Below are 22,874 nucleotides of genomic sequence, written 5' to 3'. Positions count from 1 at the left end.
GGAGAGTGGTTGAAAGGTCGCGAGCGCTAGCTATAAGTGGCGGTGCTAGTTCATGGAAGGGCTAATCCTTGAAAGACTAATCTTTTAACGAATAATACCGCTCGATGGCGCCCCGCGTGATGATACCGGAAATCCGCTTCTGTTTCGGGCGGTTGCCGTGTTCCACATAGAGCGCATCCACTGCCTGGTCGTTGAGACGCTCGAAGGCCTCCGAGAGAGTTGCCTGCAGATGGATGGGCGCCAGTTCCAGGCGCAGGCCGGGAATCTCCAGCAGGTCGATCATCTCCTCTTCATGGGACTCTGGCTCCACGACGGCGACCTGCTCCTCGGACTCATGCTCCATCAACCAGCGAGCCAGGTCGGCGGCCTTGAGGGCCAGGGTCGGCTTGTCGTCGCTGGAGCGTTCGATCAGGATCCAGATCGGGTTGCGCGCAAGCAGCGCCCGGGCACGCTCATGCGTCACCATGCGCGGCGTGCGCTCCAGGCTTCGCTCCATCACCGCCGGCACCGAGACTCTCGACAGCGCTTGCATCAGCGGCTGCTGCAGCGGGTGAAGGCCATGGCGAGTCGCGCTGATGAAGAAGCCGTCGCAGCGGCACAGCTGTCGGGAGGTCAGGCAGGAAACCACCACTGCCAGCATGCCAGGCAGGATGATGTTGGGGTTGTGGGTCAACTCCAGCAGGGCCATCAGCGCCGCCAGCGGCGCCTGCAGCACAGCTCCCATCATTGCCGCCATGCCGAGCATGGCATAGATCCCCGGTTCCGCCCCCCGCGTAGGCCAGATCCAGCCACCGAACAGCCCCATCAGCGCCCCCGCCGCCGCACCAATCACCAGCACCGGCCCGATGATGCCGATGGGAATACCACTGGCCACGGTGATCGCCGTGAGCAGCAACTTGGCCACCACCAGGGCCAGCAGCACGTCCACCGCCAGGTCACCAGTCAGCGCAGCGCTCAGGCTGTCATAGCCGATGCCCTGCACCTCCGGGTACCACCAGGCCACCGCGGCGGTGGCCACGGCCACCAGCGAAAGGCGCAGCCACACCGGCAGGCCCTTGATCCAGTCGCTTCTCGCCACGTGAATGAAGAGCCCCGCCAGCAGGCCGATCACCAGTGCAGTGACCACCAGCCAGGGCAGGTTGGAGAAGGAGCCGAGACTCACCGTCGGCACCTGGAAGGCCGGCTCGGAGCCGTAGACCAGCTGGGCTACCACGGCCCCCATGGTGGAAGCGAGGATCACCGGCATGAAGCCCGCGATGGTGTACTCCATCATCACCACTTCCATGGCGAAGATGACCCCGGCGATAGGCGTATTGAAGGAGGCTGAGATGCCCGCAGCGGTGCCGCAAGCGACCAGTACCCGCAGGCTGTTGTGGGGCAGGCGCAGCTGCTGGCCCAGGCCGCTGGAGGCAGCCGCGCCGAGATGGATCGCCGGTCCCTCGCGGCCGGCGGAAAGCCCGCCGAGCACGGTGACCACGCCGACCCACCATTGATTGAGCCAGTTGCGTAGAGGGAAGCGCCCCTGATGGTAGGTCAGTCGCTCCATCACATGGCCTACACCCAGCTTGCGGGCCTTCTCTGGCTGGCGCCACAGCAGCCCCCCGACGATGGTGACCGCCAGGATCGGCAGAAGGGAACGCATCAGGGGCGAGAGCCCCTCGAAGGCCTCGGGGTCACCGTCGGGCATCAAGGCCAGCGCGCCGAGGTCGATCAGCAGTCGAAAGCCCACCATGAAGCCGCCAGTGATCAGCCCCGACACCACCCCCAGCACGCAGAGCTGGGGCAGGGCATCGACGCTGGCCAGGCGCTGGCGGAAGCCCTCCAGGTTGAGGTCTGGCAATGAGAAGCGCGGCACGGCGTGATTCCTGTTCGACCGATTCCGGGGCCTCCTGGGTGCGCCCCTGTCTACTTGTGTATCATATTCGTCACAACCGAGCCCAGCCCAAGGCCAAGCGGAAGGAGTGCAACGTGATCAAGGTCGGAATCGTCGGAGGCACCGGATACACCGGGGTCGAACTGCTCAGGCTGCTGGCCCAGCATCCCGAGGTCGAAGTGGAAGCCATCACCTCCCGCTCCGAGGCGGGCGTCCGTGTCTGTGACATGTACCCCAACCTGCGCGGCCACTATGACACCCTGGCCTTCAGCGAACCGGATGCCGACCGCCTCGGCGCCTGCGATGCGGTGTTCTTCGCCACCCCCCACGGCGTGGCCCATGCCCTGGCCGGCGAACTGCTCGAGCGCGGCACCCGGGTCATCGATCTCTCCGCGGATTTTCGCTTGCGTGATGCCGAGGAGTGGGCCGAGTGGTACGGCCAGCCCCACGGTGCCCCGGCACTGCTGGGTGAGGCGGTCTACGGGCTGCCCGAGGTCAACCGCGAAGCGATCCGCCAGGCGCGACTGATCGCCGTGCCCGGCTGCTACCCTACCGCGGTGCAGCTCGGCCTTCTGCCGCTGCTCGAGGCGGGCCTTATCGATGCTGGCCACGTCATCGCCGACTGCAAGTCAGGCGTCACCGGCGCCGGCCGCGGTGCCAAGGTGCCCTCGCTGCTGGCCGAGGCCAGCGAGTCCTTCAAGGCCTACGGTGCCGCCGGCCACCGCCACCTGCCGGAGATCCGCCAGGGCCTGACGGATGCCGCCGGTGTCCCGGTGGGACTCACCTTCGTGCCCCACCTCACGCCGATGATCCGCGGCATCCATGCCACCCTCTACGGGCGGCTCACGGGTGAGCCAGGCGATCTTCAACCGCTCTTCGAGCAGCGTTTCGCGGATGAGCCCTTCGTCGACGTGATGCCCGCCGGCAGCCACCCGGAGACCCGCAGCGTCAAGGGCGCCAACCTCTGCCGCATCGCCGTGCATCGCCCGGGCAATGGCGATACCGTGGTGGTGCTCGCGGTGATCGACAACCTGGTCAAGGGCGCCTCCGGCCAGGCGATCCAAAACCTCAACCTGATGTTCGGCCTCGCCGAGAACGCCGGCCTCACCGCCCCCGCACTGATGCCCTGACAACGACGCGTCCCCGGCAAAAGTTGACCCTTTTACTAGGGATTAGGGATAATGACGGGTCGAATTCTCCATTTCCCTCGAGGGAGCTCTCCATGAGCGGTGCCGAATCCTTTGTTCCCACTCCCCTGATGCTGTCCGACAGCGCACGCAAGCGGCTCAAGTCGCTGGTCGAGGAAGAGGGCAACAGCCAGCTCAAGCTGCGGGTCTACGTTACCGGCGGTGGGTGCTCGGGCTTCCAGTACGGCTTCGACTTCGCCGATGAGGTCGCCGAGGATGACACGGTCATCGAGTTCGGCGAGGTCGCCCTGGTGATCGACCCGCTCTCCTACCAGTACCTGGTGGGCTCCACCGTGGACTTCGAGGAGGGCCTCGCCGGCGCCCGCTTCCTGGTCCAGAACCCCAACGCCACCACCACCTGCGGCTGTGGCGCCTCCTTCATGGTGTAAGCCACGGCGACCGTGGACACGGCGCCCGTGAAAATCCCCAACTTGACGCTCTGGAGCATTCTCGCCAAGGTTGAAGAGGCGAGACCCACCAGAAAAGACTCAATAATGGGGAACCTCATGACAAGATCCGCTTGTGCTTCACCCTTCCTGAAGCAAACCACCCTGGCCACCGCCCTGGCGCTGGGCTTCGGCATGGCCGGTTCCGCGCTGGCTGAAACGCCGTCCGTCAACGTGGTCACCGATCCCAGTTTCGTACCCTTCGAGATGCTCGACCCCGAGACCGGCGAGATGATCGGGTTCGACATGGACATGATCAATGAACTGGCCGAACGTGCCGGCTTCGAGGTCAACCTCACCACCATGGAGTTCGCCGGCATCATCCCGGCAGTGCAGACCGGCAGCCAGGAGATCGCCGTTGCGGGTGTGACCATCACCGAGGAGCGCGCCCAGATCGTCGACTTCTCGGACCCCTACTACGACTCCGGTCTGCGCATCATCGTGCGTGCCGACAACGACAGCGTCGAAGCCATCGAGGACCTCGAGGGCATGTCCGTGGCCACGCGCATCGGCTCCACCAGCTACGACTTCCTCCAGGAGAACCTCGGCGACAGCGCCGACATCACCCCCTACCCGGGCAACAGCGACATGTACATGGCACTGCTCGGCCGTAACGTCGACGCCGCCTTCTATGACGCCCCCAACGTCGCCTACTTCTCCCAGACCCGTGGCGAGGGACGTACCAAGGTCGTCGGCCCCCTCTATGCAGGCCAGCAGTACGGCATCGTCTTCCACAAGGGTAGCCAGTGGGTCGAGCCGGTCAACGAGGCCCTGGCCGAGATGCGCGAGGACGGCACCTACGCCGAGATCTACGAGAAGTGGTTCGGCGAGGCTCCCTCGGAGGAGTGATCCGAGCCGCCCTGAACCCTCGTCGTTGTGACACGACGAGCTGACCAGCGGGGCCGGGCGGTAGCACCTCCCGGCCCCGCCTCGTTTCCAGCCATCCCGGAGAAACGCCCGTGGAAGTAACCTTTCAATTCGACTGGGCGGCGGCGTTCCGCTCCATTCCGCACCTGCTGCCGGGCATTCCCTGGACCCTGCTGATCTCCTTCGGCGGGCTGGCCATCGGCTTCATCATCGGCATCGTCTTCGGTCTGATGCGCATCAGTCCGTCGCGTCTGATCCGCTGGCCGGCGATCGTCTACGTCGAAGTGTTCCGCGGCACCCCCATCCTGGTACAGGTGCTGTTTATCTTCTATGGCCTGCCTCAGCTGCTGGGTAGCCCCATCAATGCCCTGACCGCCGGCATCGCCGCCATCGCGGTCAACTCCGGCGCCTACATCTCGGAAGTGGTACGCGGCGGCGTGCAGTCCATCGAACGCGGCCAGCGCGAGGCCTCGCTGTCGCTGGGGCTTTCCCGCACCCAGGCCTTCCGCTATGTGATCTGGCCCCAGGCCTTCCGCCGCATGATTCCGCCGCTGGGTAACCAGGGCATCATCAGCATCAAGGACACCTCCCTGTTCTCGGTAATCGGCGTGGGCGAACTGGTCCGCCAGGGGCAGATCTACATCGCCACCACCTTCACCGCCCTGGAGGTCTACTTCATGGTGGCCCTGATGTATCTGGCCATCACCTGGACCCTTTCGTTACTGCTGCGCCAGCTCGAGCGCCGCGGCCTGGCAGGTCAATAAGGGGAGCTAACGCATGATACAGAACGACAACGCAACCGCTCCCATCGTGCAGATGGAGAAGGTCAACAAGCACTTCGGCAGCCTGCACGTGCTCAAGGATATCGATCTCGAGGTCGCCCCCGGCGAAGTGGTGGTGATCATCGGCGCCAGCGGCTCGGGCAAATCGACGCTGATTCGCTGCATCAACGGGCTGGAAGAGTTCCAGGATGGCCATATCGGAGTGGACGGCAACGAGCTCACGCCCCATGGCAAGAGCGGCCAAGCCCTCCAGAAGATCCGCACCGAGGTGGGCATGGTGTTTCAGCAGTTCAACCTCTTTCCCCATCTCAGCGTGCTGGACAACGTCATCCTGGCCCCCATGAAGGTGCGCGGCTGGAGCCGCGCCGATGCCATGGAGACCGCCGAGCGGCTGCTGGCGCGGGTCGGTATCAGCGATCAGGCCGCCAAGCACCCCAACCAGCTCTCGGGCGGCCAGCAGCAGCGCGTGGCCCTGGCCCGCGCCCTGGCCATGGAGCCGCGACTGATGCTCTTCGATGAGCCCACCTCGGCGCTGGACCCGGAGATGATCGGCGAGGTGCTCGATGCCATGCGCGAGTTGGCACGAGAGGGCATGACCATGATCATCGTCACCCACGAGATGGGGTTCGCGCGAGAGGTGGCCGACCGGGTGATCTACATCCACCAGGGGGAGATCGCCGAACAGGCGCCGCCCGAGCAGATCTTCGACCGTCCCACCGATGAACGTACCCGCAGCTTCCTGGCCCGGGTACTCAAGCACTGATATCCCCCTTCGAAGCGTGAAAAAAGGCCCTGTCGTACGCGACAGGGCCTTTTTTTGCCTGTGGATAGAATTTTTTCCGACGGTTGAATTTCCTCCTTTCACCCCCTTGATAGTAGGGTTTGAGGATAACCACGACGGTTGTTCACAGCTGCGGGCACAAGCCTGGTACCCATCAGTGGACAAACAGTGCAGAATTGCCACTGTGGACAAATCGTCCTTTCATCCACAGGCTCCTGCCACCCTGTGCGCAGGCTGCCACCCTCTTTTCCCGCCTCTTATCAACAATATAACCTGATGAAAAAATTAACAATAAACCTCTTATCCACGAATTCTGTCCACACCAGTAGTAACTACCATAATAGAACTTCTCTCTATATATATTGATATTTAATGTTAGGAAGGGGGTAGGCAACGGCCCGGGACAAAGGCGGTGTGGAAAACCCTGACGATTACCCACAGGAGGTTTATACTCGCGGCCTGATTTCATCCCCTGACTGGAAGACGGCGCCGCCGCGCCAACGAGGTGCACCTTGGATTACCCCGACCGCTTTGACGTCATCGTCATCGGCGGTGGCCATGCGGGAACCGAAGCCGCCCTGGCCTCCGCTCGCATGGGCTGTCAGACCCTGCTGCTGACCCACAACATCGAGACCCTGGGCCAGATGTCCTGCAATCCCGCCATCGGGGGGATCGGCAAGAGCCACCTGGTCAAGGAGATCGATGCGCTGGGCGGTGCCATGGCCAAGGCCACCGACCTCGGCGGCATCCAGTTCCGTGTGCTCAATGCCCGCAAGGGTCCCGCGGTGCGGGCCACCCGCGCCCAGGCCGACCGGATCCGCTACAAGGCCGCGATTCGCGAGATGCTGGAGAACCAGTCCAACCTGACGTTGTTCCAGCAGGCCGCCGGCGACCTGATCGTGGACAACGACACCGTACGCGGCGTGGTCACCGAGACCGGTATCCGCTTCCACGCCGAGACCGTGGTGCTGTGTACCGGCACCTTCCTCGGCGGGGTGATCCACATCGGCCTCGAGCAGAGCCGCGGTGGACGCGCCGGCGACCCGCCCTCCAACCGCCTCGCCGAGCGCCTGCGGGCCCTGCCGTTTCGGGTCGATCGCCTCAAGACCGGCACCCCGCCGCGCCTGGATGCCCGCAGCCTCGACTTCTCGTTGCTCGAGGAGCAGCCCGGCGACAGCCCGACCCCGGTGATGTCCTTCCTGGGCAGCCGCACCCAGCACCCGCGGCAGGTGAGCTGCCATATCGGCCACACCAACGAGCGCACCCACGAGATCATCTTCGCTAACCTCGACCGCTCACCCATGTACTCCGGGGTGATCGAGGGCGTGGGGCCCCGCTACTGCCCCTCCATCGAGGACAAGGTGCACCGCTTCGCCGACAAGGCCAGCCACCAGGTGTTCATCGAGCCAGAGGGCCTGGACACCCACGAGCTCTACCCCAACGGCATCTCCACCTCGCTGCCCTTCGACGTACAGCTTGAGGTGGTGCGCTCGATCAAGGGCCTGGAGAAGGCCCATATCACCCGGCCTGGCTACGCCATCGAATACGACTTCTTCGATCCGCGGGACCTGAAGCACTCGCTGGAGACGAAATTTATCCACAATCTGTTTTTCGCCGGGCAGATCAACGGCACTACCGGCTACGAGGAGGCCGGCGCCCAGGGGCTGCTGGCCGGGCTGAACGCCGCCCGCCGGGCGAAGGACCTGGAGTCCTGGGCTCCGCGCCGCGACGAAGCCTACCTGGGCGTGCTGGTCGATGACCTGATCACCCTGGGCACCAAGGAGCCCTACCGCATGTTCACCTCGCGGGCCGAGTATCGCCTGCTGCTGCGTGAGGACAACGCCGACCTCCGTCTCACCGAGGCTGGCCGCGAGCTGGGGCTGGTCGACGACGTCCGCTGGGCCGTCTTCAGCGAGAAGCGCGAGGCGATCGAGCGCGTGAACGCCCGGCTCAAGGCCTGCTGGGTGCAGCCAGGCACCGCGGCCGCCGAAGCAGTCGCCGAGAAGACCGGCAAGCCGCTGACCCGGGAGTACAGCCTGATGGACCTGCTCAGGCGCCCGGAACTCGGCTACGCCGATCTGGCCGACCTGCCCGGCATCGAGGGCGAGGCGGTAGCCCATGACGGCGTGGCCGAGCAGGTGCAGATCCAGGCCAAGTACCAGGGCTACATCGACCGCCAGCAGGACGAGATCGCCAGACTCAAGCGTCACGAGGCCACGCCGCTGCCGGCGGACCTGGACTATGCGCGGGTCGAGGGACTCTCCCACGAGATCCGCCAGAAGCTCGCCGAGGCGCGCCCCGAGACCCTGGCCCAGGCCTCGCGGATCTCGGGAGTGACCCCGGCGGCGATCTCCATCCTGCTGATTCACCTAAAGAAGCGCCGCCTGCTCGATGAGCACAAGGCGGCCAACGCATGATGCCAGTGGATCCGACGGTCGAGGCACGCCTCGACCGGGGGCTCGAACGTCTCGGCATCGGCGTGGACCCCGACCAGCGCCAACAACTGCTGTCGCTGGTCGGCCTGTTGCACAAGTGGAACCGCGCCTATAACCTCACCGCGATACGCTCGCCCGAGGAAATGGTGGCTCGCCACCTGCTGGACAGCGCCGCCGTGCTGCCTTTCGTCAAAGGTCCCAGCCTGCTCGATGTGGGCGCCGGGCCCGGCTTTCCTGGCCTGGTGCTGGCGATCCTCAGGCCAGAGCTCACCGTGAGCCTGCTCGACAGCAACGGCAAGAAGGTGCGCTTCCAGCGCCAGGCGGTGATGGAGCTGGGCCTGTCCAACGTGACCCCGGTGCAGATGCGGGTCGAGGCCTTCGAGGGGCGCTTCGACCAGGTGATCTCGCGGGCCTTCGCCAGCCTCGGCGACTTCGTCTCCCTGACGCTGCCGCTGGTAGCTCCCGGCGGCCAGTGGCTGGCCATGAAGGGCCCCACCGTGGAGGACGAACTCGCCGGTGTGCCGGCCGGCGTGGCGCCGGTGGCCCGGCACCCCCTGGAGGTGCCCTTCGACGTCGGCAGCCGGCTGCTGGTGGTCCTCGAACGCCAGGCCGATGGCTCGCGCCCATGACAACCCGCGTTTCCCAGCAAGGGAGTTGCCCGTGACCAAGATCATCGCCTTGACCAACCAGAAGGGTGGTGTCGGCAAGACCACCACCGCGGTCAACCTCGCCGCCAGCCTGGCGGCCCTGGATCGCCGCGTGCTGCTGGTGGACCTCGACCCCCAGGGGCATGCCACCATGGGCAGCGGGGTGGATAAGCACGAGCTCGAGGGCAGCGTGCTGGACGTGCTGCTGGGCGACCGTGTCGCCGCGGAGGTGATCGTCGACTGTCCCGTGGCGGGCTACACCCTGCTGCCCGGCAACGGCGACCTCACTGCCGCCGAGGTGGCGCTGCTCGATCGCGAGGTCGGCCGCGAGCGCTGCCTGGAGCGGGCGCTGGCGGACGTCGCCGGCGAATACGACGTGGTGCTGATCGATTGCCCCCCCTCGCTGAACATGCTCACCGTCAATGGCCTGACCGCGGCCAACGGCGTGCTGATCCCGTTGCAGTGCGAGTTCTACGCCCTGGAGGGGCTCTCGGCGCTGCTCGACACCGTCGAGCAGATCAAGGACAACGTGAACCCGGGGCTCGAGGTCTACGGGATCCTGCGCACCATGTTCGATGCCCGCAACAGCCTGACCCGCGATATCACCAAGCAGCTGCGCGACTATTTTGGCGACACGCTGCTCAAGGCCACCATTCCCCGCAACGTGCGGGTCGCCGAGGCGCCCAGCCACGGGCTGCCGGTGACCAAGTACGCCCGCTTCTCGCGGGGCAGCCAGGCCCACCGGGTGCTGGCCAAGGAACTGATCCGCCGGCTGTCGCTGTGACGACAGCATGGCGCGCCCATGCCGTAACCGCTGTGATGAGGGAGTGTCGATGACGCGTAAACGCGCCCTGGGACGTGGACTGGATGCCCTGATCGGGGCCGGCGCTCGCCGCCGCGAGAGCCTCGATCTTCCCGAGGTAGGCATCGAATTGGACGATGCTGCTTCGAGGGCCACCGCGCCGGATGCCGAGGATCGTCTCGAGCGCCTGCCGCTGGGCCAGCTGACTCGCGGCAAGTACCAGCCCCGTCGGGACATCCAGCCCGAGGCCCTGGAGGAGCTGGCCGACTCGATCCGCGCCCAGGGGGTGATGCAGCCCATCGTGGTGCGTCCCGCCGGCGAGGATCGCTACGAGATCATCGCCGGTGAGCGACGCTGGCGGGCCGCCCAGCTGGCCGAGCTCGACGTGATCCCCGCGGTGATCCGCGAGGTCACCGACGAGGTGGCCCTGGCCCTGGCGCTGATCGAGAACATCCAGCGCGAGAACCTCAATCCGGTGGAGGAGGCCATGGCGCTGAAGCGCCTGCTGGAGGAGTTCGAGTTGACCCAGCAGCAGGTCGCCGACGCGGTGGGCAAGTCCCGCGCCCAGGTGGCCAACCTGCTGCGGTTACTGGCACTGGACCCCGAGGTGCAGACCCTGCTGGAGCGCGGTGACCTGGACATGGGCCACGCCCGGGCGCTGCTGGCGCTCTCCGGCGCCAAGCAGCGCCGCGCGGCTCACGAGGTGGTCAACAAGGACCTTACCGTGCGCGACACCGAGGCGCTGGTGAAGCGCCTCGTCGCCGGGGAACCTAAGAAGGCCGAGAAGCCGTCGGCCAGCCCCGATGTGGCTCGCCTCGAGACCCGGCTGGGTGAGCTGCTCGGCGCGCCGGTGAAGATCCAGCATGGCCGCGGTGGCAAGGGGCGGCTGACCATCCGCTACACCAGCCTCGACGAGCTCGATGGCATCCTCGAGCACATACGCTAGCGGGCGGCTGACATCGGTAGGATGTTGACAATTCCTGCATCTTTGGTCGCAAGAAGGGGCAGAACCAGGCAAAATCCACAGCGGCTCTGTTGAAGCCCCGATAGCCCTTCCCTATAATCCGCCGGTGTTTGCCTTGATATCCTGCATGGCACCCGCGGCGAAAAGGGCCCTGACAGTGGGCCAGGATGATGACACGATGCACAGAGCCTCATCTGCCGCAGGCCGCCGACAGCTGGATTTCTCGCGGCTGTTCATGGCCCAGGGGGCCGCGGTGCTTGTAGTGGCCCTGTCGGGGCTCTGGCTGGCGGGGGTCTTCGGGGCGGTATCGGCCCTGATGGGTGGTCTGGTCAGCCTGCTGCCCTCGTTCTACTTCGTGAGGCGCGGACTGCGCAGCCGGGGCGGCAAGCGAGTACGGGTCAATGTGCTCAATCTCTATCAGGCGGCGATGGGCAAGTTCGGTTTGACGGTGGCACTGTTCGTGATCGTGTTTGTGGCAGTGCCCCCTTCAAACCCGGCTTTATTCTTCGTTGCATATGTGGCGGCCCAATTCATGCACTGGCTGACCCCCTGGCTGATGCGTGAGCGGTCGACCCCCCGAACCTGAGGAAGCAGTATGGCAGCAGATAACGAAATATCGGCCATCTATTACATACAGCACCACCTCCAGAACCTGACCTTCGGCTACCACCCGCGTAACGGCTGGTCGCTGGCGTCCAGCTCTACCGAGGCGGTAGAGATGGGCTTCTGGGCGATACACCTGGATACCATGGGCTGGTCCATCGCCATGGGTGTGCTGTTCCTGTGGCTATTCCGCAAGGCCGGCAAGATGGCCACCACCGGGGTACCCGGCGGGCTGCAGAACGGCGTCGAGATGGTCATCGAGTTCATCGAGAACCTGACCCGCTCCACCTTCCACGGCAAGAATCCCCACATCGCACCGCTGGCGCTGACGCTGTTCATCTGGATCCTGCTGATGAACACCCTGAAGATCATTCCGGTCGACTATTTCCCCGAGTTGTTCGGCAAGCTCGGCTTCGAATACATGAAGATCGTGCCGACCACCGACGTCAATGCCACCCTGGGCATGGCCTTCGGCGTGTTCCTGCTCATTATCTATTACAGCTGCAAGGTGAAGGGGGTAGGCGGCTTCGCCAAGGAGCTCTCGCTGACGCCCTTCAACCACTGGTCGCTGATTCCGTTCAACCTGATCCTCGAGGTGGTCGGCCTCATCGTCAAGCCGATCAGCCTGGGCCTGCGTCTGTTCGGCAACATGTTCGCCGGTGAGGTGATCTTCATCCTGATCGCGCTGCTGCCCTTCTGGGCCATCTGGCTGCTGGACGTGCCATGGGCGATCTTCCACATCCTGGTGGTGACTCTGCAGGCCTTCATCTTCACGACGCTGTCCATCGTGTACCTGAGTGCCGCGCACGAGCATCACTGAGACCCGCGCAACGCTTGTAACTCAACCAACCACTACCCCTTGTAACTCAACCTACTAGGAGCACCATCATGGAAATCGTCTACATTGCTGCCGCCATCATCATCAGCATCAGCGCCCTGGCTACCGGTCTCGGCTTTGCCATGCTGGGTGGCAAGCTGCTCGAGTCCACCGCGCGTCAACCGGAGCTGGGCGACCAGCTGCAGACCAAGACTTTCATCATGGCTGGCCTGCTCGACGCCGTTCCGATGATCGGTGTCGGTATCGCGATGTACCTGATCTTCGTCGTAGCCGGTTAACGACAGCACCGAGCGCTCAGCGCTCGGTTTGCTTGTTACCGGTCGCCACGAACCTGTCAGAGGTACAGTCCTGTGAATATCAACATGACGCTGATCGGGCAGACGATCGCCTTCGCGATCTTTGTCTGGTTCTGCATAAAGTACGTGTGGCCGCCTATCAGCGCTGCGCTCCACGAGCGCCAGAAGAAGATTGCCGATGGCCTCGACGCGGCAAGCCGTGCCTCACGTGACCTCGAGCTTGCCCAGGAGCAGGCCGCTCAGACGCTGCGCGAGACCAAGGAGCAGGCTTCCCAGATTCTCGAGCAGGCCAACAAGCGCTCTTCCCAGATGGTCGAGGAAGCCCGCGATCAGGCCCGCGCCGAGGGCGAGCGCCTGGTCGCCAGCGCCCGCGCCGAGATCCAGCAGGAAATCAATCGCGCCAAGGAAGAGCTTCGCGCCCAGGTATCGACCCTCGCGGTCACGGGTGCCGAGCGTGTTCTGGAAGCCTCCATCGACGAGAAGGCACACCGCAAGCTGCTCGACAAGCTTGCTGCCGAACTGTGAGGAGGTGATCCATGGCGGAACTGTCTACCGTCGCTCGGCCTTACGCCAAGGCGGCGTTCGAGTACGCACGCGATCACCAGGCGCTGGATACCTGGTCCGAGATGCTGGGCACCCTGGGTCAGATCATGGCCATCCGGGACGTCCAGGCACTCATTGCCAGTCCGAAGCTCACCACCGAGCGCAAGGTGGCGCTGCTGGTCGAGGTGGCCGACATCAAGGTGGACGACGCGTCGCGTCGCTTCCTCGATGAGCTGGCCGACCAGCGTCGTCTGCCGGCGCTGGGCGCCATCGCCGGCCAGTTCGAGCGGCTGCGCGCCGACCATGAGCAGCGCGTCGACGTGACCGTGGTGTCGGCCTTCGAGCTCGACGACAAGCAGCAGCAGAAGCTCGCCGGTGCGCTCAAGAAGCGCCTGAATCGCGAAATCTCCATTACCACTCAGGTGGATCCCAGGCTTCTCGGTGGCGTGATTCTGCGCGCCGGCGACACCGTCATCGACGGGTCGGTGCGCGGTCGATTGAACCGCCTCGCCGAAGCCCTTACCGCCTGAGTCTGAGGGACATGGCATGCAGCAACTGAATCCTTCCGAGATCAGCGACATCATCAAGCAGCGTATCGAGAAGCTTGACGTCGCATCCGAAGCCCGCAACCAGGGCACCATCGTCAGCGTATCCGACGGCATCGTGAAGATTCACGGGCTCGAGGATGCGATGTTCGGTGAGATGATCGAATTTCCCGGCAGCATCTTCGGCATGGTGCTCAACCTCGAGCGCGACTCCGTGGGTGCTGTCATCCTCGGTGACTACCAGCAGCTCGAAGAGGGCATGACCGCCAGCTGTACCGGTCGTATCCTCGAGGTGCCGGTGGGCCCCGAGCTGAAGGGCCGCGTCGTCGATGCCCTGGGTAATCCCATCGATGGCAAGGGCGATATCGACGCCAAGATGACCGATGCCGTCGAAAAGGTCGCTCCAGGCGTCATCACCCGCCAGTCGGTCGACCAGCCGATCCAGACCGGCTTCAAGTCCATCGACGCCATGGTGCCGATCGGTCGCGGCCAGCGCGAGCTGATCATCGGCGATCGCCAGATCGGCAAGTCGGCCATCGCCATCGACGCCATCATCAACCAGAAGGGCAAGGGCGTCACCTGTGTCTACGTCGCCATTGGCCAGAAGCAGTCCACCATCGCCAACGTGGTGCGCAAGCTGGAAGAGCATGGCGCCATGGAGCACACCATCGTGGTCGCCGCCGGCGCTGCCGATCCGGCCCCGATGCAGTTCCTCGCCGCCTACTCCGGCTGCACCATGGGCGAGTACTTCCGCGACCGCGGCGAAGACGCCCTGATCGTCTACGATGACCTGTCCAAGCAGGCCGTGGCCTATCGTCAGGTCTCCCTGCTGCTGCGTCGTCCGCCCGGTCGTGAAGCCTACCCCGGTGACGTTTTCTACCTGCACTCCCGCCTGCTGGAGCGTGCGGCTCGGGTCAACGTAGATTATGTCGAGAAGTTCACCAATGGCGAAGTGAAGGGCAAGACCGGTTCACTGACCGCGCTGCCGATCATCGAGACCCAGGGTGGCGATGTGTCCGCCTTCGTTCCGACCAACGTGATCTCCATCACCGACGGTCAGATCTTCCTCGAGACCGATCTGTTCAACTCAGGCATTCGTCCGGCCATCAACGCCGGCCTCTCGGTGTCTCGTGTCGGCGGTTCGGCCCAGACCAAGATCATCAAGAAGCTTGGCGGCGGCGTGCGCCTGGCCCTGGCCCAGTACCGCGAGCTGGCGGCCTTCTCCCAGTTCGCTTCCGACCTGGATGAGGCCACTCGCAAGCAGTTGGAGCATGGTCAGCGCGTCACCGAACTGATGAAGCAGAAACAGTATTCGCCGATGTCCGTGGCCGAGATGGGGGTGTCCCTGTATGCCGCCAACGAAGGCTTCCTGGACGACATCGATGTGAGCAAGGTGCTGGACTTCGAGCGTGCCCTGCATGATTACATGAAGTCCGAGCATGCCGAGCTGCTCGACAAGATCAACCAGACCGGCGACTACAGCGACGAGATCCAGAGCGGGTTGAAGGCGGGTCTCGAGAAGTTCAAGGCCACTCAGAGCTGGTAATCCCGCTGGCCCGTCCCGCCTTCGGGGCGGGCCCTGGAGCTTTCTGAGGGCCACGAACGGAGTAGATCGCTATGGCAGCTGCAAAAGAGATACGCACCCAGATCGGGAGCATCAAGAACACGCAGAAGATCACCAGCGCCATGGAAATGGTGGCTGCGTCGAAGATGCGCCGGGCCCAGGACCTGATGAAGGCCAGCCAGCCCTATGCGCGTCAGATCCGCAACGTCGTTGCCCATATTGCCGATGCCAACCCCGAGTACAAGCACGACTACATGGTCGATCGTGAGGTCAAGCGGGTGGGCTACATTGTGGTCTCCACCGACCGCGGCCTGTGCGGTGGCCTGAACGTCAACCTGTTCAAGGCGGTGCTGAAGGATTCGATGGGGCATCGTGAATCGGGCGCCGAGCTGGACTTCTGCGCGTTGGGTAACAAGGCCGGCGGCTTCTTTCGCAAGTACGGGGGCAACCTCGTGGCGGCGAAGAGCGGCCTGGGCGAGTCGCCCGAGGTCGAGGATCTGATCGGCAGCGTGAAGGTCATGCTGGATGCGTTTGACGAAGGCCGTCTGGATCGGCTTTACGTGGTGTACAACGAGTTCGTCAACACCATGACCCAGAAGCCGGTGGTCAGGCAGCTTCTGCCCCTGTCTGCGGACATGGGGCTGGATACGCATGACGAAGATGATCATCGTCCCGGTAGCTGGGACTACCTGTATGAGCCGGATGCCAAGGCGCTGCTGGACAGCCTGCTGGTTCGTTTCATCGAATCCCAGGTGTACCAGGCGGTGGTCGAAAACGCGGCCTGTGAGCAGGCCGCGCGGATGATCGCCATGAAGAGTGCCACCGACAACGCCGGCGGACTGATCGACGACCTGGAGATGGTCTACAACAAGGCCCGCCAGGCCGCCATCACCCAGGAGATCTCCGAGATCGTCGGGGGCGCCGCCGCCGTATAGCGCCGGGGAGGGCGAGGCCCTCCCGGCACACAGGCTTCATTTGCAGGTTTTTTAGAGGATCGCAAGATGAGCGGACGTATCGTACAAATCATCGGCGCGGTGATTGACGTAGAGTTTCCGCGGGACGATGTTCCCAAGGTCTACGACGCGCTGAAAGTCTCGACTGTCGAGACAGTGCTCGAAACTCAGCAACAGCTGGGAGACGGCGTGGTGCGCACCATCGCCATGGGCTCCACCGAGGGGCTCAAGCGCGGCATGGACGTCACCAATACCGGTGCGGCCATCTCTGTGCCGGTAGGCAAGGAGACGCTGGGTCGCATCATGAACGTGCTCGGCGAGCCGATCGACGAGGCCGGCGACATCGGCGAGCAGGAGCGCATGCCGATTCACCGCAAGGCACCGGGCTACGCGGATCAGGCAGCGTCCAACGAGCTGCTCGAGACCGGCATCAAGGTCATCGACCTGGTCTGCCCGTTCGCCAAGGGCGGCAAGGTCGGCCTGTTCGGCGGCGCCGGCGTGGGCAAGACCGTCAACATGATGGAACTGATCCGCAACATCGCCACCGAGCACAGTGGTTACTCGGTGTTTGCGGGCGTGGGCGAGCGGACCCGTGAGGGTAACGACTTCTACCACGAGATGACCGAATCCAACGTTATCGACAAGGTAGCGCTGGTCTACGGTCAGATGAACGAGCCGCCCGGCAACCGCCTGCGCGTGGCCCTGACCGGCCTGACCATCGCCGAGAAGTTCCGCGATGAAGGCCGCGACGTGCTGCTGTTCGTCGACAACATCTACCGTTACACCCTGGCCGGTACCGAGGTCTCCGCACTGCTCGGCCGCATGCCCTCCGCGGTGGGCTACCAGCCGACCCTGGCCGAGGAGATGGGTGTGCTCCAGGAGCGCATCACCTCCACCAAGACCGGCTCGATCACCTCCGTACAGGCCGTCTACGTGCCCGCGGATGACCTGACCGATCCCTCTCCGGCGACCACCTTCTCGCACCTGGATGCCACCGTGGTTCTGGCGCGTTCCATCGCCGAGCTGGGCATCTATCCGGCCATCGATCCGCTGGATTCCACCTCGCGCCAGCTGGATCCGCTGGTCGTCGGCGACGAGCACTATGACACCGCTCGCGGCGTGCAGAACGTGTTGCAGCGTTACAAGGAGCTCAAGGACATCATCGCGATCCTGGGCATGGACGAGCTGTCCGATGAGGACAAGCTGGCCGTGTCCCGGGCGCGCAAGATCCAGCGCTTCCTGTCGCAGCCGTTCTTCGTGGCCGAGGTCTTCACCGGTTCGCCCGGCAAGTACGTGTCCCTGAAGGACACCATCCGTGGCTTCCAGGGCATCCTCAACGGCGAGCACGACGATCTGCCGGAGCAGGCCTTCTACATGGTCGGCACCATCGACGAAGCCGTCGAGAAAGCCAACCAGATGAAGTAATCCCGTCCATCAGGGGGATTCGCTATGGCGAACAGCTTCACATGCAATATCGTCAGCGCCGAGGCGGCCATCTTCTCGGGCGAGATCGAGCAACTGGTCGCGTCCGGCTTGATGGGGGATCTGGGTATCCTGCCCGGCCATGCTCCGCTGCTGACAGAGCTTCAGCCGGGTCCGGTCCGCGTGATCCATGACGGCGGGCGTGAGGAGAACTTCTACGTCTCGGGGGGCTTCCTGGAAGTGCAGCCCGACGTGGTGACGATCCTGGCCGATGCGGCCTCCCGGGCCGGTGACCTCGACGAGGCCTCCGCCGAGGAGGCCCGACAGCATGCGCTGAAGGCCTTCAGCGACAAGTCGGCGGAGCTGGACTACACTCGCGCTGCCGCCGAACTCGCCGAGGCCGTGGCGCAGCTCAGAACCATCCAGCAGCTGCGCAAGAAGGCCGGCAAGGGCTGAACCTGCCCCAGCCGTGACGGCGCCCCCCGATCCCGTGAAAAACCGGTTTCGGGGGGCGTTTTCGTCTCTGCTATCATGAGCGCCGGCCCCGCGCCGATGGTTCCGCTCACCCATCTCTGCGCCCACGGCGTCAGGAGGATGCCATGTCACTCAACGATAGCCTGCAGGAACAGAAGGAGGCGCTGGTGTCGGCCTTCGCCGAGGAGGCCCACGAGCGCCTCGGCGAGATGCTGTCGGAGCTGCGTTCCGCGGACATCGCCGAGATTCTCGAGGAGATCCTCGAGGAGGACGACGATCTGCCGGTGGCCATGGGCCTGCTCGAACGCCTGCCACTGGAGCGGCGGGCCAACGTGCTGGGTTATCTACCAGGTGAGGAGCAGGTCGAGATCACCGCGGCCATGTCCGACGAAACGCTGCTCTCGCTGCTCGAGGAGATGGGCTCCGACGAACGCGCCGACCTCTTCAACCTGCTCGGCGAGGACCGGCGCGAGGCGCTGTTGAGGCGCATGGCGCACCAGGAGCGCGAGGACCTCAAGCGCCTGGCCAGCTACGAGGAGGGCACCGCCGGGGCGATCATGACCTCGGACTATGTGGCCATCCCCACCGGCATGACCGTCTCCCAGGCGATGATGCGGGTTCGCCAGACGGCCCCCGACGCCGAGACGGTCTATCAGCTCTACATCATTGACGCCGAGGGTCGCCTGGCCGGCACCCTGTCGCTGCGCCAGCTGATGGTGGCGCGCCCTGGGGCGAAGGTCGACGACATCATGATCAAGGACGTGATCAGCATGGCGGTCGACGAGGAGCAGGAGGAGGTCGCCCGGGTGGTGGCCCGCTATGACCTGCTGGCGCTGCCGGTGCTGGATGCCGACGAGCGGCTGGTGGGCATCGTCACCCACGACGACGCCATGGACGTGGCCGAGTCGGAAGCCACCGAGGATTTCCACAAGGGGATGTCCATCGGCGCCCTGGAGGATGGGGTCAGCCGGGTGCCACTCTGGAGCCTCTACCGCAAACGAGTGACCTGGCTGGTGCTGCTGGTGTTCGCCAACCTCTTCTCTGGCGCCGGTATCGCCTACTTCGAGGAGACCATCGCCGCCCAGGTGGCGCTGGTGTTCTTCCTGCCGCTGCTGATCGGCAGCGGCGGCAACGCCGGTGCCCAGGCCGCCACGCTGATGGTGCGCGGGATGGCAACCGGCGATGTCGGAGTCAAGGACTGGGGGACCCTGCTGGGTCGCGAATTACTGGTGGCCGGGTCGCTGGGCCTGACCATGGCGCTGGCGGTGGCTCCCATCGGGGTGATGCGCGGCGGCGAGGCGGTGGCCATAGTGGTGGCCATGAGCATGGTGATCATCGTGCTGTTCGGCAGCCTGCTGGGCATGTGCCTGCCCTTCCTGCTCGACCGCCTGGGCTGGGACCCGGCCACCGCCTCGGCGCCGCTGGTGACTACCCTGATCGACGCCTCGGGGGTACTGATCTATTTCAGCATCGCCACGGCAATTCTGGCGGGGGTCTAGCATGGACTGGCTGCAGGTTGCCGTACTCTCCATTGTGCAGGGTCTCACCGAGTTTCTGCCCATTTCCAGCTCCGCCCACCTGATCCTGGTGCCGGTGTTGACCGCCTGGGAGGACCAGGGCCTGGCCTTCGACGTGGCGCTGCATATCGGCAGCCTGGCGGCTGTCATCCTCTATTTTCGCCACGAACTGATTCGCATGAGTATCAGCTGGGCCGGCTCGCTGCGCGGGGGCGGTATGGACCAGGACGCCAGGCTCGGCTGGTGGGTGCTGTTGGCCACTGTGCCGGTCTGCGTCATCGGTTTCGCCTTCCGTGATGTCGTCGCGCTGGGCATGCGCTCGCCGATCATCATCGGCGTGAGCCTAATCGGCTTCGGCCTGGTGCTGGGCTATGCGGACTGGCGCCGCCGCCACGACGGGCGCAGCGAGTACCAGCTGGGTCTCAAGGATGTGCTCTTTATCGGTGGCGCCCAGGTTCTGGCGCTGATTCCGGGCACCTCGCGCTCCGGCATCACCATCACCGCGGCGTTGCTGCTGGGCATGAGCCGGGAGGGCGCGGCGCGCTTCTCCTTCCTCCTTTCTATCCCGGTGATCGCCCTGGCCGGCGGGCTCGAGATCGTTGGCCTGATCCGCGAAGCCCACGAGGTGGACTGGTCGACCGTAGTCGTGGGAGCAGTCCTGTCCGGTATCAGCGCCTACCTCTGCATCCATTATTTTCTGATCTTCATCAAGCGCGTCGGCATGCAGCCCTTCGTGGTCTATCGCTTGTTGCTAGGCGCGTGGCTGCTGTGGCTATTCTGGTAGACCTGTTACCCCTTTCCTCATGGAGAGTGCCTGCATCATGAAAGCCCCGGCTTCCCTGCTGTTTCTCTGCCTCGTACTGCTGCTGGCCGGCTGCTCGGAGCGCGACCGTCCCCTGGACTCGCCGGTGCGCTTCGAGGGTGCCGTGTTTGGCAGCTTCTACCAGGTGACCATCGCCGACCCCCTGACCCAGGGCCAGGCCCGGGCGCTGGAGGAGGGCATCCTCGAGGTGCTCGAGGCGGTGGATCTCTCCATGTCGACCTATATCGACGACTCGGAGCTCTCGGCCTTCAACCAGCTGCCCGTGGGCGAATGGCAGCCCCTCTCCGACGAACTGATGGAAGTGCTGGCGATCAGCCAGGCGGTGGCCGACCAGAGCGATGGCGCCTTCGATGTGACCGTTGGTGGGCTGGTCAACCTGTGGAGCTTCGGCGCCGAGGCGCGCCCCCGGGAGATCCCCGATAATGAACGTCTGGCCGAGCGACTGGAGATCATCGGGGTTGATGCGCTGGAGCTCGATCCGGACGGTCTGCAGGCGCGCCGCACGCGGGATGTCTTCATCGACCTGGGCGGGGTGGCCAAGGGCCATGCCACCGACCGGGTCGCGGCCTTCCTCGATCGCGAGGGCGTCGCGCATTATCTGGTCAACCTGGGCGGCGACCTGATCGCTCGTGGCTATCGTGATGCCAGCGAAGGAGCCGATGGCGAGGCCGAGCGCTGGCGCATTGGCGTGGAGGCGCCGCTGGACGACCGCCAGGAGGCCCAGTACGTGCTGCCAATCGGCGACATCTCCCTGGCCACCTCCGGCGACTACCGCAACTATTTCGAGGAAGAGGGGCAGCGCTTCTCCCACACTCTCGATCCGCGCAGCGGCTGGCCGATCACGCACCGCCTGGCCTCGGTCAGCGTGCTGCATCCCTCCAACGCCTGGGCGGATGCCTGGGCCACGGCGCTGATGGTCCTCGGCGAGGAAGAGGGCATGGCCCTGGCACGGGAGCAGGAGCTCAGCGTGTTGATGATCGTCCGCGAGGAGGAGGGCGGCTGGACGAGCCGGGTCAGCCCCGCCTTCGTCGACGCCTTCGGCGAGGCGCGGGTGGCGGAACTGGGCCTGGAGGTCCACTGAGTCCTAGAATGTACCGAGCCCTGGAATCTAGAGATCGACGAACCTGGACAAGGAGTCATGATGACGCTGGATGTGGTAATTCTCGCGGCGGGTCAGGGGACCCGCATGCGCTCGACCCTGCCCAAGGTGCTGCACCGCCTGGCCGGCAAACCGATGGTACGCCACGTGATCGATACCGCGAGTGGCCTGTGTGCCGAGCGCACCCACGTGGTGGTGGGGCACGGTGCGGAGCGGGTTCGCGAGGCGCTGGCCGATTGCGAGGTCCGCTACGCACTACAGGCCGAGCAGAAGGGCACCGGCCACGCCGTGGCCCAGGCCCTCGACGGCCTCGGCGAGGGCAAGGTGCTGGTGCTCTACGGCGACGTGCCGCTGATTCGCCGCGAGACCCTGACGGGGCTACTGAAAGGCGTCGATGACGACCACCTGGGGCTGCTGACGGTGACCCTGGAGGATCCCACCGGCTACGGGCGAATCCTGCGCAACGACGAAGGGCAGGCGGTGGCCATCGTCGAACACAAGGATGCCTCCGAGAGCGAGCGGGCGGTCGACGAGTGCAATACCGGCATCATGGCCATGACCGCCGCTCAGCTGCGCCGCTGGCTGCCCAGCCTCTCCGCCGACAACGTCCAGGGCGAGTATTACCTGACCGACATCATCGCCATGGCCGCCGCCGAGGGGGTGGAAATCGTCACCGTCCAGCCGACCGACCCGCTCGAGGTGGAGGGGGTCAACAACCGGGCCCAGATGGCACGCCTGGAGCGTGCCCACCAGTTCGCCATCGCCGAGCGGCTGATGGCCGAGGGCGTGGCACTCCTCGACCCGGCGCGGATCGATATCCGCGGGAGCCTGAGCTGCGGCCACGACGTGGAGATTGACGTGGGCTGCGTCTTCGAGGGCGAGGTGGAGCTCGGCGAAGGGGTGCGCATCGGTCCCCACTGCGTGATCCGCGATAGCCATATCGGCGCCGAGACGGTGATCGAATCCCACAGCGTGATCGAGGGCGCGGTCATCGCCGGGCGTGGACGGGTCGGGCCCTTCGCGCGCCTGCGCCCCGGCACCCGCCTGGCGGTGGGCGCGAAGGTCGGAAACTTCGTCGAAACCAAGAACACCGAGGTGGGCGAAGGCAGCAAGATCAACCACCTGAGCTACGTGGGCGATGCCCGTCTGGGCCGCGACGTCAACGTTGGCGCGGGCACCATCACCTGCAACTATGACGGTGCCCACAAGCACCTCACCGAGATCGGCGATGGCGCCTTCATCGGCTCCAACACGGCCCTGGTGGCCCCGGTGAGCGTGGGCAGCAACGCTACCGTGGGCGCCGGCTCCACCATCAGCAAGGACGTGGCGGACAACGCCCTGGCCGTATCCCGCGGCCGCCAGGTCAGCAAGGCCGACTGGCCGCGCCCCAGCAAGAACAGCTAAGGAGAGTCA

General features: G+C 65.0%; 23 protein-coding genes. 22 read left to right on the top strand and 1 reads right to left on the bottom strand.

Going from position 1 to position 22,874, the window contains the following annotated elements; genetic code table 11:
• Nucleotides 1-76: 76 nt before the first annotated feature.
• Complete coding sequence (locus ACR80S_RS09045) at nucleotides 77-1,855, bottom strand: chloride channel protein (RefSeq protein WP_435403044.1); 1,779 nt, start codon at nucleotides 1,853-1,855, stop codon at nucleotides 77-79.
• 113 nt (nucleotides 1,856-1,968) lie between these two features.
• On the opposite strand from ACR80S_RS09045, the gene argC reads away from it, so the two are divergent.
• The 22 genes from argC (at nucleotide 1,969) to glmU (ending at nucleotide 22,865) form a co-directional block, all read left to right on the top strand.
• Nucleotides 1,969-3,003, top strand: coding sequence for an N-acetyl-gamma-glutamyl-phosphate reductase (gene argC / locus ACR80S_RS09040; protein ID WP_435401067.1), 1,035 nt, complete (start codon nucleotides 1,969-1,971; stop codon nucleotides 3,001-3,003).
• Between the two features lie 92 nt (nucleotides 3,004-3,095).
• A complete protein-coding gene (gene erpA / locus ACR80S_RS09035) occupies nucleotides 3,096-3,449 on the top strand; it encodes an iron-sulfur cluster insertion protein ErpA (RefSeq protein ID WP_435401068.1) in 354 nt (117 codons plus the stop codon).
• Between the two features lie 117 nt (nucleotides 3,450-3,566).
• Nucleotides 3,567-4,355, top strand: a complete 789-nt coding sequence (locus ACR80S_RS09030; RefSeq protein WP_435401069.1) for a transporter substrate-binding domain-containing protein — start codon at nucleotides 3,567-3,569, stop codon at nucleotides 4,353-4,355.
• Between the two features lie 110 nt (nucleotides 4,356-4,465).
• Nucleotides 4,466-5,137 carry an amino acid ABC transporter permease gene (locus ACR80S_RS09025; protein WP_435401070.1) on the top strand — a complete coding sequence of 224 codons (672 nt, stop codon included), beginning with the start codon at nucleotides 4,466-4,468 and terminating at the stop codon, nucleotides 5,135-5,137.
• Between the two features lie 13 nt (nucleotides 5,138-5,150).
• Complete coding sequence (locus tag ACR80S_RS09020) at nucleotides 5,151-5,918, top strand: amino acid ABC transporter ATP-binding protein (protein WP_435401071.1); 768 nt, start codon at nucleotides 5,151-5,153, stop codon at nucleotides 5,916-5,918.
• Between the two features lie 530 nt (nucleotides 5,919-6,448).
• A complete protein-coding gene (gene mnmG / locus ACR80S_RS09015) occupies nucleotides 6,449-8,353 on the top strand; it encodes a tRNA uridine-5-carboxymethylaminomethyl(34) synthesis enzyme MnmG (RefSeq protein ID WP_435403043.1) in 1,905 nt (634 codons plus the stop codon).
• Complete coding sequence (gene rsmG, locus ACR80S_RS09010; RefSeq protein WP_435401073.1) at nucleotides 8,350-9,000, top strand: 16S rRNA (guanine(527)-N(7))-methyltransferase RsmG; 651 nt, start codon at nucleotides 8,350-8,352, stop codon at nucleotides 8,998-9,000. The genes mnmG and rsmG overlap by 4 nt, the downstream gene beginning before the upstream one ends.
• A 31-nt stretch (nucleotides 9,001-9,031) precedes the next feature.
• A complete protein-coding gene (locus ACR80S_RS09005; protein ID WP_435401074.1) occupies nucleotides 9,032-9,802 on the top strand; it encodes a ParA family protein in 771 nt (256 codons plus the stop codon).
• A 49-nt stretch (nucleotides 9,803-9,851) separates the two neighbouring features.
• Complete coding sequence (locus tag ACR80S_RS09000) at nucleotides 9,852-10,766, top strand: ParB/RepB/Spo0J family partition protein (RefSeq protein WP_435401075.1); 915 nt, start codon at nucleotides 9,852-9,854, stop codon at nucleotides 10,764-10,766.
• A gap of 196 nt (nucleotides 10,767-10,962) precedes the next feature.
• A complete protein-coding gene (locus ACR80S_RS08995; protein WP_435401076.1) occupies nucleotides 10,963-11,370 on the top strand; it encodes an ATP synthase subunit I in 408 nt (135 codons plus the stop codon).
• A 9-nt stretch (nucleotides 11,371-11,379) separates the two neighbouring features.
• Nucleotides 11,380-12,207, top strand: coding sequence for a F0F1 ATP synthase subunit A (gene atpB / locus ACR80S_RS08990; protein WP_435401077.1), 828 nt, complete (start codon nucleotides 11,380-11,382; stop codon nucleotides 12,205-12,207).
• A 68-nt stretch (nucleotides 12,208-12,275) separates the two neighbouring features.
• Nucleotides 12,276-12,503, top strand: coding sequence for a F0F1 ATP synthase subunit C (atpE, locus tag ACR80S_RS08985; protein WP_435401078.1), 228 nt, complete (start codon nucleotides 12,276-12,278; stop codon nucleotides 12,501-12,503).
• 72 nt (nucleotides 12,504-12,575) lie between these two features.
• Complete coding sequence (locus ACR80S_RS08980) at nucleotides 12,576-13,046, top strand: F0F1 ATP synthase subunit B (protein WP_290907507.1); 471 nt, start codon at nucleotides 12,576-12,578, stop codon at nucleotides 13,044-13,046.
• Between the two features lie 11 nt (nucleotides 13,047-13,057).
• Nucleotides 13,058-13,594 (top strand): F0F1 ATP synthase subunit delta, encoded by a 537-nt coding sequence (locus ACR80S_RS08975; RefSeq protein WP_435403042.1) that lies wholly within the window; start codon nucleotides 13,058-13,060, stop codon nucleotides 13,592-13,594.
• Between the two features lie 16 nt (nucleotides 13,595-13,610).
• Nucleotides 13,611-15,155 (top strand): F0F1 ATP synthase subunit alpha, encoded by a 1,545-nt coding sequence (gene atpA / locus ACR80S_RS08970; protein ID WP_435401080.1) that lies wholly within the window; start codon nucleotides 13,611-13,613, stop codon nucleotides 15,153-15,155.
• A gap of 71 nt (nucleotides 15,156-15,226) precedes the next feature.
• Nucleotides 15,227-16,108 carry a F0F1 ATP synthase subunit gamma gene (gene atpG, locus ACR80S_RS08965; protein ID WP_435403041.1) on the top strand — a complete coding sequence of 294 codons (882 nt, stop codon included), beginning with the start codon at nucleotides 15,227-15,229 and terminating at the stop codon, nucleotides 16,106-16,108.
• Between the two features lie 66 nt (nucleotides 16,109-16,174).
• Entirely contained in the window at nucleotides 16,175-17,551 is a 1,377-nt protein-coding gene (gene atpD / locus ACR80S_RS08960) for a F0F1 ATP synthase subunit beta (protein ID WP_435401082.1), read from the top strand.
• Between the two features lie 24 nt (nucleotides 17,552-17,575).
• Nucleotides 17,576-18,004, top strand: a complete 429-nt coding sequence (locus tag ACR80S_RS08955; protein WP_435401083.1) for a F0F1 ATP synthase subunit epsilon — start codon at nucleotides 17,576-17,578, stop codon at nucleotides 18,002-18,004.
• 143 nt (nucleotides 18,005-18,147) lie between these two features.
• Complete coding sequence (mgtE, locus tag ACR80S_RS08950; RefSeq protein WP_435403040.1) at nucleotides 18,148-19,521, top strand: magnesium transporter; 1,374 nt, start codon at nucleotides 18,148-18,150, stop codon at nucleotides 19,519-19,521.
• Nucleotide 19,522: 1 nt separating this feature from the next.
• The gene (locus ACR80S_RS08945) at nucleotides 19,523-20,323 is read left to right on the top strand and encodes an undecaprenyl-diphosphate phosphatase (RefSeq protein WP_435401085.1); all 801 of its coding nucleotides are present in this window, start codon (nucleotides 19,523-19,525) and stop codon (nucleotides 20,321-20,323) included.
• 37 nt (nucleotides 20,324-20,360) lie between these two features.
• Nucleotides 20,361-21,443, top strand: a complete 1,083-nt coding sequence (locus ACR80S_RS08940) for an FAD:protein FMN transferase (RefSeq protein ID WP_435401086.1) — start codon at nucleotides 20,361-20,363, stop codon at nucleotides 21,441-21,443.
• Between the two features lie 60 nt (nucleotides 21,444-21,503).
• Entirely contained in the window at nucleotides 21,504-22,865 is a 1,362-nt protein-coding gene (gene glmU, locus ACR80S_RS08935) for a bifunctional UDP-N-acetylglucosamine diphosphorylase/glucosamine-1-phosphate N-acetyltransferase GlmU (RefSeq protein WP_435401131.1), read from the top strand.
• Nucleotides 22,866-22,874: the final 9 nt, after the last annotated feature.

Origin of the sequence: Halomonas salsilacus (assembly GCF_051216275.1) — a bacterium.
Taxonomy (GTDB): Bacteria; Pseudomonadota; Gammaproteobacteria; order Pseudomonadales; family Halomonadaceae; genus Halomonas.
The sequence above is the reverse complement of the archived record's forward strand: the minus strand, read 5'-3'. Positions and strand labels throughout refer to the sequence as shown.

Bases quoted from the DNA above. Each gene is read 5' to 3' on its own strand.
- atpE (WP_435401078.1), top strand. From the start codon at position 12,276: ATGGAAATCGTCTACATTGCTGCCGCCATCATCATCAGCATCAGCGCC.
- ACR80S_RS09000 (WP_435401075.1), top strand. From the start codon at position 9,852: ATGACGCGTAAACGCGCCCTGGGACGTGGACTGGATGCCCTGATCGGG.
- ACR80S_RS09020 (WP_435401071.1), top strand. From the start codon at position 5,151: ATGATACAGAACGACAACGCAACCGCTCCCATCGTGCAGATGGAGAAG.
- ACR80S_RS09030 (WP_435401069.1), top strand. From the start codon at position 3,567: ATGACAAGATCCGCTTGTGCTTCACCCTTCCTGAAGCAAACCACCCTG.
- atpD (WP_435401082.1), top strand. From the start codon at position 16,175: ATGAGCGGACGTATCGTACAAATCATCGGCGCGGTGATTGACGTAGAG.
- atpA (WP_435401080.1), top strand. From the start codon at position 13,611: ATGCAGCAACTGAATCCTTCCGAGATCAGCGACATCATCAAGCAGCGT.
- mgtE (WP_435403040.1), top strand. From the start codon at position 18,148: ATGTCACTCAACGATAGCCTGCAGGAACAGAAGGAGGCGCTGGTGTCG.
- atpB (WP_435401077.1), top strand. From the start codon at position 11,380: ATGGCAGCAGATAACGAAATATCGGCCATCTATTACATACAGCACCAC.
- ACR80S_RS08940 (WP_435401086.1), top strand. From the start codon at position 20,361: ATGAAAGCCCCGGCTTCCCTGCTGTTTCTCTGCCTCGTACTGCTGCTG.
- ACR80S_RS08945 (WP_435401085.1), top strand. From the start codon at position 19,523: ATGGACTGGCTGCAGGTTGCCGTACTCTCCATTGTGCAGGGTCTCACC.
- rsmG (WP_435401073.1), top strand. From the start codon at position 8,350: ATGATGCCAGTGGATCCGACGGTCGAGGCACGCCTCGACCGGGGGCTC.
- erpA (WP_435401068.1), top strand. From the start codon at position 3,096: ATGAGCGGTGCCGAATCCTTTGTTCCCACTCCCCTGATGCTGTCCGAC.
- glmU (WP_435401131.1), top strand. From the start codon at position 21,504: ATGACGCTGGATGTGGTAATTCTCGCGGCGGGTCAGGGGACCCGCATG.
- ACR80S_RS08955 (WP_435401083.1), top strand. From the start codon at position 17,576: ATGGCGAACAGCTTCACATGCAATATCGTCAGCGCCGAGGCGGCCATC.
- ACR80S_RS08995 (WP_435401076.1), top strand. From the start codon at position 10,963: ATGCACAGAGCCTCATCTGCCGCAGGCCGCCGACAGCTGGATTTCTCG.
- ACR80S_RS08975 (WP_435403042.1), top strand. From the start codon at position 13,058: ATGGCGGAACTGTCTACCGTCGCTCGGCCTTACGCCAAGGCGGCGTTC.
- atpG (WP_435403041.1), top strand. From the start codon at position 15,227: ATGGCAGCTGCAAAAGAGATACGCACCCAGATCGGGAGCATCAAGAAC.